The organism is Staphylococcus sp. IVB6240, from assembly GCF_025558425.1.
GTDB lineage: Bacteria > Bacillota > Bacilli > Staphylococcales > Staphylococcaceae > Staphylococcus.
On the sequence record NZ_CP094718.1, the window covers coordinates 579675 to 591577 of the forward strand.

Below are 11903 nucleotides of genomic sequence, written 5' to 3' on the forward strand. Positions count from 1 at the left end.
TTAGTTATATAAGAAGTATATGGCGCATACCTCAATCCCGTGTTGACGACAAGAGATGAGGGTATGTCCTTTGCAGAATATTTGAAACGAATGAAGACGTTTTTGAGCTGTAATTGATATACCCTATATTTATATCATTTAGAAGTAAAGGGGAGAATACACGTGACAAATAAATCAGAGTCAATTATTGAGTTAACGAATCATTATGGTGCGCATAACTATTTACCACTGCCAATTGTTATTTCAGAAGCTGAAGGCGTATGGGTGAAAGATCCAGAAGGTAAAAAATATATGGATATGTTAGCTGCATATTCTGCAGTAAACCAAGGACACCGTCATCCAAAAATCGTGCAAGCACTTAAAGATCAAGCTGACAAAGTGACACTTGTGTCTCGTGCATTTCATAGCGATAACTTAGGGGAATGGTACGAAAAAATCTGTAAACTTGCTGGTAAAGAAAAAGCATTACCAATGAATACAGGTGCAGAAGCAGTTGAAACAGCTTTAAAAGCGGCACGTCGTTGGGCTTATGAAGTAAAAGGTATCAAGCCGAATGAAGCTGAAATTATTGCCATGGTAGGTAACTTCCACGGTCGTACAATGGCGCCTGTTTCAATTTCATCAGAAAAAGAATATCAACGTGGATATGGTCCATTATTAGAAGGTTTCCAAAATGTACCATTTGGCGATATTGAAGCATTAAAAGAAACAATTAATGAAAACACAGCAGCTGTTTTAATTGAGCCAATCCAAGGTGAAGCGGGTATCAATATCCCGCCAGAAGGCTATTTAAAACAAGTTCGTGAATTATGTGATGAGCATAATGTGCTATTTATTGCAGATGAAATTCAAGCTGGTCTTGGTCGTACAGGTAAGTTATTTGCGACTGACTGGGATAATGTTAAACCAGATGTTTATATTTTAGGTAAAGCACTGGGTGGTGGCGTATTCCCAATTTCTGTTGTATTAGCAGATAAAGAAGTTCTTGATGTCTTCACACCAGGTTCTCATGGATCTACATTTGGAGGAAATCCACTTGCATGTGCCGCTTCAATTGCTGCTTTAGATGTGATTGTGGACGAAGATTTACCAGGACGTTCACAAGAACTTGGAGAATACTTCAAAAATGCATTACTTGAAATTGATCATCCAGCAATTAAAGAAGTTCGTGGCCGTGGTTTATTCATTGGTGTTGAATTACATGAAAATGCACGACCATACTGTGAACGTTTAAAAGAAGAAGGCATTTTATGTAAAGAAACACATGATACTGTGATTCGTTTTGCACCGCCATTAGTGATTACGAAAGAAGAGTTAGATTATGCGATTGAAAAAGTGAAAAAGGTATTTTCACAATCTAAATAATCAACCAAAACAGTATTAATAAAAGACTTTAAAAAAGATTGGCATATGTTACAATACTCATGTAAGCGAAAACAAAAGTAGGAAAAAGAGGCGAGATGGATCATGTCTGAAAAAAATAATCTAGTGACGTCAACGCAAGGTATCATTAAAGAAGCGATGCACAAATTGGGCTTTGATGATGGAATGTATGAACTAATCAAAGAACCGTTAAGATTTTTAACAGTACGTATTCCAGTAAGAATGGATGACGGAACGGTTAAAACTTTTACAGGTTATCGTGCACAACATAATGATGCTGTGGGACCAACTAAAGGTGGCGTTCGTTTCCACCCAGATGTAGATGAAGAAGAAGTTAAAGCATTGTCTATGTGGATGACGTTAAAATGTGGTATCGTTGACCTCCCTTATGGTGGGGGAAAAGGGGGCATTATTTGTGACCCACGTCAAATGAGTATTCATGAAGTAGAACGCTTATCACGTGGTTACGTTCGTGCAATTTCTCAAATTGTAGGACCAACAAAAGATATCCCAGCACCAGATGTTTTCACGAACTCTCAAATCATGGCTTGGATGATGGATGAATACAGCCAAATGGATGCATTTAACTCTCCAGGATTTATCACAGGGAAACCAATCGTATTAGGTGGTTCACAAGGTCGTGACCGCTCAACAGCATTAGGTGTTGTTATTGCGATTGAGGAAGCAGCCAAACGTCGTGGTAAAACAATTAAAGATTCACGTATCGTTATTCAAGGATTCGGTAATGCAGGTAGTTTCTTAGCAAAATTCTTAAATGATGCAGGTGCTAAGATTGTAGGTATTTCTGATGCATACGGTGCATTACACGATCCAGAAGGTTTAGATATCGACTACTTATTAGATCGTCGTGATAGTTTCGGTACAGTAACAAACTTATTTGAAGATACAATTACGAACAAAGAATTGTTTGAATTAGATTGTGATATTCTTGTACCAGCAGCGATTGCGAACCAAATCACAGCAGATAATGCTGGCGATATTAAAGCAGATATCGTTGTAGAAGCAGCGAATGGTCCAACGACACCAGAAGCAACGAAGATCTTAACGGATCGCGGTATTTTATTAGTACCAGACGTGCTTGCTAGTGCAGGTGGCGTAACAGTATCATACTTTGAATGGGTACAAAACAATACAGGTTACTACTGGTCAGAAGAAGAAGTTAATGAAAAGTTACGTGAAAAGTTAGTTACAGCATTTGACACAATTTATAGCTTATCAGAAAACCGTAAAATCGATATGAGACTTGCAGCATACATTGTAGGTATTAAACGTACAGCTGAAGCAGCAAGATATCGTGGTTGGGCATAAAAGCATAATTTCAGAGCAGGGACACTACATGATGGTGTCTCTGTTTTTTTCATTGTGTATATACGTACCTATTTTGCCATCTAATGCATCTTTTAACTTTTCAAGAGAGGTAATTAAAACGCTACCTTTAGGATTTTTCTCGAGAAATTGTATCGCTGCCTCGACTTTTGGAAGCATACTCCCTTTAGCAAATTGATTATCAGGAATATGTTTTTGGATTTCATCTACAGATATTGTTTTAAGTGGCTTCTGGTTAATTTTGCCATAATTAAGATAAACATAATCTACAGCTGTTAAAATAATGAGCTGATCAAATTTCAAATGTGCTGCTAATAACGCACTTGTTTTGTCTTTGTCAATCACAGCATCAATCCCTTTATAAAAATTTGCTTCTTTGGCAACAGGGATACCACCGCCACCAGCTGCGATGACTAATTTTCCACTTGTGTTTAATGTTTTAATACTGTCTAATTCAATAATATTAATAGGTTGTGCTGAAGGGACAACACGACGATAACCACGCCCAGAATCTTCAATGAAAGTATATCCCTTTATTTGTTTGGTTTCATGTGCTTGTTCTTTTGTATAGAATAAGCCAATGGGTTTAGTAGGATGATTAAAGGCAGGATCATTAGTTGCAACTTCTACTCGGGTAACGAGTGTTACAACTTGTTTATCAATACCCATGGCGTATAACTCATTTTGTATACTTTCTTGCATTTGATAGCCAATATAAGCTTGGCTCATAGCACTACACTCAGGAAATGGAAAGGCGGGACCTTGATGGTGTTCAGCAGCATAGTTCAATCCTAGGTTAATACTTCCGACTTGTGGACCATTACCATGACTCACGACAACGTCATGTCCTTTATCGATTAAACTGACTAATGACTTAGCTGTATTTTTTAATACATTCAATTGTTCTTTAGGAGATTGACCTAGGGCGTTACCACCTAAAGCGACGACAATCTTAGACATTTTTGATCACTCCTTTCATCTATTCTCCTAGTGTTGCAACCATGACAGCTTTAATTGTATGCAGTCTATTTTCTGCTTCTTGAAAAACAACGGATTGTTCACTTTCAAATACTTCATTTGTGACTTCCATTTCAGTGAGTCCATATTTTTCGTATATTTGTTTGCCGATGGTCGTTTCCGTATTATGAAATGATGGTAAGCAATGTTCAAAAATCGTATTTGGGTTTCCTGTTTTATTCATTAATTCCTTAGTCACACGATAGGGCTCTAATAATTTAATACGTTGTTCCCAAACGTCATCTGGTTCACCCATAGATACCCAAACATCTGTATAAATAACATCAGAACCTTTTATCCCTTCATCGATATTATCCGTCACAAGAATGTGGCCACCATTTTGTATGGCAATATCTTTGCATTGTTTTAATTGTTCATCTGTTGGGTTTAGGGATTTGGGACATATAAGGTGAAACGTCATGCCCATAATCGCAGCACCTTGCATTAATGCGTTTGCGACATTATTACGTCCATCTCCAATAAAAGTGAAGCGTATTTGATGATAAGGCTTTTTCAACATTTCTTTAGCTGTTAAAAAGTCAGCAAGTACTTGTGTAGGATGGTCTTCATCAGTGAGGCCATTCCATACAGGTACGCCGGAATATGCTGCTAAGTCTTCTACGGTTTGTTGTGAAAAGCCACGATATTCAATGTCGTCATACATTCTTCCTAATAAACATACTAAGATTAGTGGTGAAGAAATCTACGACGGTAGGTAACTTCACTACTTTTTTATTTACTAAAATTTGCCAATAGCGCATTATTTGAGTTTATGGAATAGTAGTAGAGAGAAGTGCTCCGAACAGCTCCGAGGGTCAACGAATCCGTATAAAAAACTGGAGAACTTCACTCTCCTTATTAATTCGATTTTAGTATGTTGGGTCCAGTGAGATCGTGTATGGGAAAGTGAAAAAAATAAGGGTCAGTGAAGTTAAAGCTTCTTAGATAAAAAGAATAGGAGTGATTTATATCGAATATTTTGGTATCGATGTAGGGAAAGGGAAAAGCTTTATTGCACATTATTCAAACGAAACTTTTATAGACGAGTTTGAATTAATTCATAATAAAAGCGGCTTTGAAAATCTATTGAATTATGTAAAACAATATGCAGGGATTTATATCCTTCTTGAATCAACAGGTATATATTCCAAACCGCTAGAAAGATTCTGTAATGAAAATTACATCCCTTACAGTATAGTGAATCCGTTAGAGTCTAAGTTAATGACAAATACACTTAGAACATGGAAAACAGATAAATCAGATGCTCATAAGTTGGCAAATCTTGCGAAGCATTATAATAAGCAACCATCTCAAAATATGATAAAAGATATTCACATCAAAATAAGAGAAGTGACAAGATATTATGAAGAACTTTCTAATCAAATGACATACTTAAAAAGTACATTGATTCAGTTATTAGATATGACCTTTCCAGAACTACAAATTTTATTTAAAGACAGATACTCTAAAATCGCGTTGAGAGTTGCGAAGCTATTTCCACATCCAGATTATGTAGATGTTAATAATGTATCAAAATTGAAAGAGCTAATCGCTAATAGTACTAATAAACGATTGTCAGACAAAAAGGTAAATTCATATGTGGAGAAGTTAGTTTCTTATACGAATGAAAGTTATCCATCAGTACCCGCTGATTCATTCTTCGTAGATAAACTCATCTACACAATTGATGATTTACTTAATTCAATGGAAAGACAATTAGCCATTCAAACTCAACTTATTGACTTAGCTCAAACACTTGATGAATTTAAAATATTAACATCTATTCCAGGTATTGGAGAGTTAACTGCAGCTATGGTAATTGGAGAACTAGGTGATATACGTGCTTTCACTTCTCATAAACAGCTGAATGCTTATATTGGTATTGATATAAAAAGATATCAATCAGGAAAAACACATTACAAAGACAAAATAAATAAGCGAGGAAATAAACGTGCAAGGTCATTATTTTACATCATTGTACAAAACATGTTGAAAGTACAAAGACTATATGCCAACCACATTGTTGATTACTATTATAAATTAAAAGAACAGCCTTATGGAAAAGGCCATAAGACTGCAGTTATTGCTTGTGTGAACAAGCTGTTAAAAACTATTCATCACTTAGTTATTAACAATAAAGAATACGATTATCGAATGTCACCGCACTGATAACCTATCTACCATCATAATAACACATTCCAAAAATTTTTTACTAACATAGGTTTATTTAGTGATGCCTTTTTTAGCACTCACTTAAATAAAGTGCTTGACTAATCGTAGGACACGAGCTGTGTCTTTTGTAGATTCTTTTATTCCCATTTGTGAGCCTGTTGGTCCAAGATAAGTGACATGTGCCCCTTGATCATATGCAGCTACTTCAAATGCACAGCGTGTACGCGTTGAATCTTTTTCAAAAATAATCGCAATATTTTTACCCTTTAATTTTTGTTCTTCTGTCCCTGAATATTTTGCATGTTTCAGCTCTGTAGATAAATCAAGTAAAAATTGTATATCGTCTTGTGAGAAGTCTAATAATGTTAAAAAGTCTTTATGTTTTAAGTTTTTCATGATGTAACTCCTTTCAATGATGCCATATGATTATGTTTAGAATATTCTGAAATAAAAGGTTATAAGTGAATAGCAATAGAATAATTAACGTAGTATATTTCATTTGGTAAAAGGGAGGAGCTTTTTAAAAAGTTTTACTTTAATGATGCTTATTAATTAAAGTATCGCATGCCTTAAGTACTCATCTAATATGTAGAATAGTTTATATACTTACTAAAAAATATATAAAAAGGGGATAAGTATATTGAATATAAAGACACCTTTATTAGATGAACGTCTTTATATACTTACCTTATCCCTGTTCAATTAATTATAAATGTTGTTTTGCAACTTCAATTTGGTGTTTAACCGCATCTTGACCTGTTGCGCCATAACTTTTACGACGTTTAACTGCTTCATCTGGTTGAAGATATGTGTAAATATCTTTATCGATTTCTGGTGCTTGTGCTTGATAGACATCTAATGGTACATCAAGAAGATATAAGTTATTTTGAATAGACCAGAGTACAAGCTTACCAACAATTTCATGAGCATCTCTAAATGGAATATCTTTCATAACGAGATAGTCTGCTAACTCAGTTGCATTTGAAAAGTCTTGTCTGACAGTTGTAGCCAATCTATCTGTATTGACGGACATACTTGCTACCATACCTTCAAAGATTTTTAATGAACCTTTCAGTGTATGAACAGCATCAAATAGTCCTTCTTTATCTTCTTGCATATCTTTGTTATATGCTAATGGCAAACCTTTTAGTGTCATTAACATACTCATCAGATGGCCAGTTGTACGACCAACTTTACCACGAATCAACTCAGCCATATCTGGGTTTTTCTTCTGTGGCATAATGGATGAACCTGTAGAGAAAGCATCTGATAATGTGACAAACTTTGCTTCTTCTGATGACCAGAAAATAATCTCTTCAGCAAAACGTGAGAGGTGGACCATGGTTAAGCTAATATTGTGTAATGTTTCTACGATGTAATCACGATCACTAACAGCATCTAGACTATTTTCATAGATACCACCAAACCCAAGTAAGGATTGTGTTTCATGTCGATCGATTGGATATGTTGTACCACTTAACGCAGCAGCACCTAATGGAGATAAGTCAATACGTTTTAATGCATCTGTAAATCTCGATTTATCACGCTCTAACATCCAAAAATAAGTCATGACATGATGTGCAAATGAGATGGGCTGAGCACGTTGTAAATGTGTATAGCCAGGCATAATCGTATCAACATGTTGTTCTGCTAATGTAACAATTGTTTGTTGGAAAGAAGTGATACCTGTGATGATATTTTGAACTTCTTTTTTCGTATATAAATGCATATCTGTTGCAACTTGGTCATTACGGCTACGTCCTGTATGCAATTTACCACCAACAGAACCAATACGTTGAATGAGTTCGTGTTCGATATTGAGATGAATATCCTCGAGAGACTCTTGTAAAGGAACTTTGTTGTCGTGGATATCTTGTTGAATGACTTTAAGTTCTGAAATGATTATAGAAGCCTCGTCCTGCGTTAAAATGCCTTGATTTGCGAGCATTGTAGCATGGGCGATACTTCCTTGAATATCTTCATCTACTAAGTTTTTATCAAAGTGGATAGATGCATTAAACGCATCTACCCAATCTTCTGGTTTTTCTTCAAATCTACCGCCCCATGCTTTTTTACTCATCTGCATAACCTCCGTGTAACATTGCATTCACTTGTGTTGGTAAACCGAAAATATCGATAAAGCCAACAGCTGATTGTTGATTGAATGCATCTTCTTTTGTATAAGTTGCTAATTTTTCATTATAAAGTGTATAGTCTGATTTTCTACCATTAACAACAGCATGACCTTTGAAGAGCTTAACTCTCACATCACCTGTTACATATTTTTGTGTATGATCAATGAATGCTTTTAGGGCATCTGTAAGTGGAGAGAACCATAAACCGTTATAGACCATTTCTGATAGTTGCTTTTCTACCACTGGTTTAAAGTGTGCAACATCTTTAGAAAGTGTAATCGTTTCTAAACCTTTATGTGCTTTTAAGATCACTTCAGCACCAGGTACTTCATAAACTTCTCTTGATTTGATACCTACAAGTCTATTTTCAATATGGTCAATTCTTCCAATACCATGTTTTCCTGCGACATCATTTAAATGTAGAATCATATCATCTAATTCATAAGCTTTACCATCGATATGAGTAGGAAGACCTTCTGTAAATGTAATGATAATCTCATCTGCTTCATCTGGTGTATCTTCTAATTCGTTTGTTAAATCATAAGCATCAGCAGGTGGTGCAACATATGGATCTTCTAATACACCACATTCATTTGCACGGCCCCATAAGTTTTGGTCAATTGAGTATGGAGAATCTTTGCCAACTGGTACTGGAATGTTATGTTTTTTGGCATATTCTAACTCTTCTTCACGGCTCCAGCCCCATTCTCTAACTGGTGCAATTACTTTTAAGTTAGGGTCTAATGCTTTAATTGCTACTTCGAAACGTACTTGGTCATTTCCTTTACCTGTACATCCGTGTGCAATTGCAACCGCATCTGTTTTATGTGCAATTTCGACGAGTTTTTTTGAAATTAAAGGTCGTGACAATGCAGATACGAGTGGGTACGTTTGTTCATACATTAAGTTACCTTTGATTGCATAGCCCACGTATTCTTCCGCGAATTCTTTTGTTGCATCAATGATGTGAGACTCAACGGCACCCATATCTAACGCTTTTTGATAAACAACGTCTAAATCTTTTCCTTCACCAACGTCTAAGCAACATGCAACAACATCGTATCCTTGTTCAATCAGCCATTGCACGGCCACGCTTGTATCTAAACCACCTGAATATGCTAATACTACCTTCTGTTTCATAAAACTGTCACCTCTGTGTTTAATGTTTAATGTCTTTTGCTTAATTCGTATATTAGCACGTTATGATTTATTATGCAAGTATTTAAATAAATATGCATTATTTATTATAAAGATTTTTCGGACTATTCGACTTAATTGAATTTAATAATATATGTTAGTAAAATAAAGGTGAGTTCAGTTAATTTAGGAGGCAAAGTGCATGACACATATCCAATTTGATTACAAAAAAGCACTACAATTCTTTGGACAACATGAATTAGATCAACAACAAGATCAAGTGAAACTGATTCATCGTACAATCCATGAAGGAACAGGCGCTGGCAATGACTTTTTAGGATGGGTTGATTTACCAGTAAATTATGATAAAGAAGAATTTGACCGTATTTTAAAAGCGGCAGAAGCCATTAAATCACATTCAGATGTATTAGTTGTGATTGGTATTGGTGGTTCATATTTAGGTGCGCGTTCAGCAATTGAAATGCTTACACCAACATTTAAAAAGAATCATGATGTACCAGAGATTATTTTTGCAGGTCATCATCTTTCTTCATCATATACACAAGAATTAATTGAGTATTTAGATGGTAAAGATTTCTCAGTAAATGTTATCTCTAAATCTGGTACAACAACAGAACCAGCTGTAGCATTCCGTCTATTCAAACAGTTGTTAGAAGAAAAATACGGTAAAGAAGAAGCTGTAAAACGTATCTTTGCAACAACTGATAAAGCTAAAGGTGCGTTAAAGCAACTTGCGACAAATGAAGGATATGAATCATTCGTTGTACCGGATGATGTGGGTGGACGTTTCTCTGTATTAACAGCAGTTGGTTTATTACCAATCGCAGTAGCAGGAATTGATATTGCGGCAATGATGGCAGGTGCAGCTAAGGCACGTGAAGAATTATCATCTGATGATTTAACACAAAATATTGCATACCAATATGCATCTATCCGTAATATTTTATACAGTAAAGGGTATACAACAGAAATGTTGATTAACTATGAACCATCATTACAATACTTTAATGAATGGTGGAAACAATTATTTGGTGAATCTGAAGGTAAAGACTTGAAAGGTATTTATCCATCAAGCGCAAACTTCACAACAGACTTACATTCATTAGGTCAATATGTACAAGAAGGACGTCGCTTCTTATTTGAAACAGTATTAAAAGTTGAATCACCAAAATATGACATTACGATTGAAGAAGATGCAGATGACTTAGATGGCCTAAACTACTTAGCTGGTAAAACAGTTGATGAAGTGAATACAAAAGCATTTGAAGGTACATTATTAGCACACACAGATGGTGGCGTACCAAACTTAGTCGTGACATTACCAAAATTAGATGCTGAAACTTACAGCTATCTTGTATACTTCTTTGAATTATCTGTAGCAATGAGTGGCTACCAATTAGGTGTAAATCCATTCAACCAACCAGGTGTAGAAGCATATAAACAAAATATGTTTGCATTACTTGGTAAACCAGGATTTGAAGATAAGAAAAAAGATTTAGAAGCACGTTTATAGTTGTATATATGTATGAAAGCACACGTTATTTATTATAGATAGCGTGTGTTTTTTTGCGGAGATATAAAGAATGTGTGAGAATAAGTGATTGTCTAAATGATTGATGGTGTTTATTGTAAAGTTCTAATCTTGTAAATAGATTGATGAATGTTCCTACAAAAGCCTAAATGCGCATGTATACATTCACCTCCTTTTAATATACTGTATTTCCGGTGGGATTGAAGTGGGTTCTCTATAAATGATAGCTATATTGATTATTGACTTCTTATGCGTTTTTTTTCAATTTTTAAGTACATATTATCTACATTTTTAAATAACTTAAAGGGAGATCTCTATTAAATGACTCTGATGTTTAAAACTATTGAGAAATAATGAAGGGATTTGGTTCCTTTGCATATTTATGTAACTATATTGAAATATTAGACACACAGAAAACATTAACGTTTAAATTTACATATGTGATATGATAAAAAGTACAGTTTATATGATGATGAATGACGTAAGATGACACGAGTGATTTACTCTAGCTCAAAGGCTTCATTTAATTTTAATTTTAATTTTAAGAGGTGTCAAAAGTGAAAAAGGAAACAATGGAATGGATTATTTCGATAGGGTTAGCACTACTTATCGTTGGATTACTTTATACATTTATTATTAGACCTTACAACGTACAAGGTGACTCAATGGATCCAACATTAAAAGATGGTGATCGCTTAATTGTTAATAAGATTGGCAAAACGCTGGGTCACCTTGATAACGGTAATGTGATTGTCTTCCATGCTGATGAATCAGCAGACTATGTAAAACGTATTATTGGTAAACCAGGGGATCATGTCGAATATAAAAATGATCAACTTTATTTAAATGGTAAAAAAGTAGATGAACCATATCTAGCTTATAATCTAAAACATAAAACATATGATGAAATTACCGGACCTTTAAATTCTCAAGATTTACAAGGCAGTGATGGCAAATATAAAATACCTAAAGATAAGTATTTGGTATTAGGTGATAATCGTGAGGTTAGTAAAGATAGCCGAACAATCGGTTTAATTGATAAAGATCAAATTGTTGGTAAGGTGTCATTAAGATTCTGGCCAGTAAGTGATTTTAAATTTAACTTTAATCCAGACCATACAGAAGAATCACCATAATTTAAGAAAAAGTCTAGCGAGTAA

The 11903-nt window shown here is 34.9% G+C and carries 8 protein-coding genes and 2 pseudogenes; 5 read left to right on the forward strand and 5 right to left on the reverse strand.

Features of this window, described 5'->3' with window-relative positions; all coding sequences use genetic code 11:
- Positions 1 to 162: 162 nt before the first annotated feature.
- Together MUA88_RS02915 and MUA88_RS02920 are read left to right on the forward strand one after the other, a co-directional pair.
- Positions 163 to 1365: an ornithine--oxo-acid transaminase gene (locus tag MUA88_RS02915; RefSeq protein ID WP_275982317.1), complete on the forward strand. Its 1203-nt coding sequence runs from the start codon at positions 163 to 165 to the stop codon at positions 1363 to 1365.
- A gap of 102 nt (positions 1366 to 1467) precedes the next feature.
- Positions 1468 to 2712, forward strand: a complete 1245-nt coding sequence (locus MUA88_RS02920; RefSeq protein WP_262604646.1) for a Glu/Leu/Phe/Val family dehydrogenase — start codon at positions 1468 to 1470, stop codon at positions 2710 to 2712.
- A 24-nt stretch (positions 2713 to 2736) separates the two neighbouring features.
- Here MUA88_RS02920 and arcC read toward each other — a convergent pair whose 3' ends face one another.
- Entirely contained in the window at positions 2737 to 3690 is a 954-nt protein-coding gene (gene arcC, locus MUA88_RS02925) for a carbamate kinase (RefSeq protein WP_262605740.1), read from the reverse strand.
- Positions 3691 to 3709: 19 nt separating this feature from the next.
- Positions 3710 to 4423 (reverse strand): annotated as a pseudogene (locus MUA88_RS02930) (Rossmann-fold NAD(P)-binding domain-containing protein); the annotation flags it as partial.
- 284 nt (positions 4424 to 4707) lie between these two features.
- Between MUA88_RS02930 and MUA88_RS02935 the strand changes: the two are divergent.
- Positions 4708 to 5916 carry an IS110 family RNA-guided transposase gene (locus MUA88_RS02935; RefSeq protein ID WP_262604648.1) on the forward strand — a complete coding sequence of 403 codons (1209 nt, stop codon included), beginning with the start codon at positions 4708 to 4710 and terminating at the stop codon, positions 5914 to 5916.
- 108 nt (positions 5917 to 6024) lie between these two features.
- Here the strand turns inward: MUA88_RS02935 and MUA88_RS02940 are convergent.
- The 3 genes and pseudogenes from MUA88_RS02940 to MUA88_RS02950 all read right to left on the reverse strand — a co-directional run.
- Positions 6025 to 6315 (reverse strand): annotated as a pseudogene (locus MUA88_RS02940) (ornithine carbamoyltransferase); the annotation flags it as partial.
- A 310-nt stretch (positions 6316 to 6625) separates the two neighbouring features.
- A complete protein-coding gene (argH, locus tag MUA88_RS02945) occupies positions 6626 to 7999 on the reverse strand; it encodes an argininosuccinate lyase (protein ID WP_262605741.1) in 1374 nt (457 codons plus the stop codon).
- Positions 7992 to 9194: an argininosuccinate synthase gene (locus tag MUA88_RS02950; RefSeq protein ID WP_262604650.1), complete on the reverse strand. Its 1203-nt coding sequence runs from the start codon at positions 9192 to 9194 to the stop codon at positions 7992 to 7994. Before MUA88_RS02950 ends, argH begins: the two co-directional genes overlap by 8 nt.
- Before the next feature lie 199 nt (positions 9195 to 9393).
- Here MUA88_RS02950 and MUA88_RS02955 point away from each other — a divergent pair, with 199 nt between their 5' ends.
- Together MUA88_RS02955 and lepB are read left to right on the forward strand one after the other, a co-directional pair.
- Positions 9394 to 10725, forward strand: coding sequence for a glucose-6-phosphate isomerase (locus MUA88_RS02955; protein WP_262604651.1), 1332 nt, complete (start codon positions 9394 to 9396; stop codon positions 10723 to 10725).
- Positions 10726 to 11300: 575 nt separating this feature from the next.
- Positions 11301 to 11879: a signal peptidase I gene (gene lepB, locus MUA88_RS02960; RefSeq protein ID WP_262604652.1), complete on the forward strand. Its 579-nt coding sequence runs from the start codon at positions 11301 to 11303 to the stop codon at positions 11877 to 11879.
- Positions 11880 to 11903 lie beyond the last annotated feature (24 nt).

Excerpts from the sequence above, each read along its gene's own strand:
- MUA88_RS02950 (WP_262604650.1), bottom strand. The coding sequence starts at position 9,194 with ATGAAACAGAAGGTAGTATTAGCATATTCAGGTGGTTTAGATACAAGC.
- argH (WP_262605741.1), bottom strand. The coding sequence starts at position 7,999 with ATGAGTAAAAAAGCATGGGGCGGTAGATTTGAAGAAAAACCAGAAGAT.
- MUA88_RS02955 (WP_262604651.1), top strand. The coding sequence starts at position 9,394 with ATGACACATATCCAATTTGATTACAAAAAAGCACTACAATTCTTTGGA.
- arcC (WP_262605740.1), bottom strand. The coding sequence starts at position 3,690 with ATGTCTAAGATTGTCGTCGCTTTAGGTGGTAACGCCCTAGGTCAATCT.
- MUA88_RS02920 (WP_262604646.1), top strand. The coding sequence starts at position 1,468 with ATGTCTGAAAAAAATAATCTAGTGACGTCAACGCAAGGTATCATTAAA.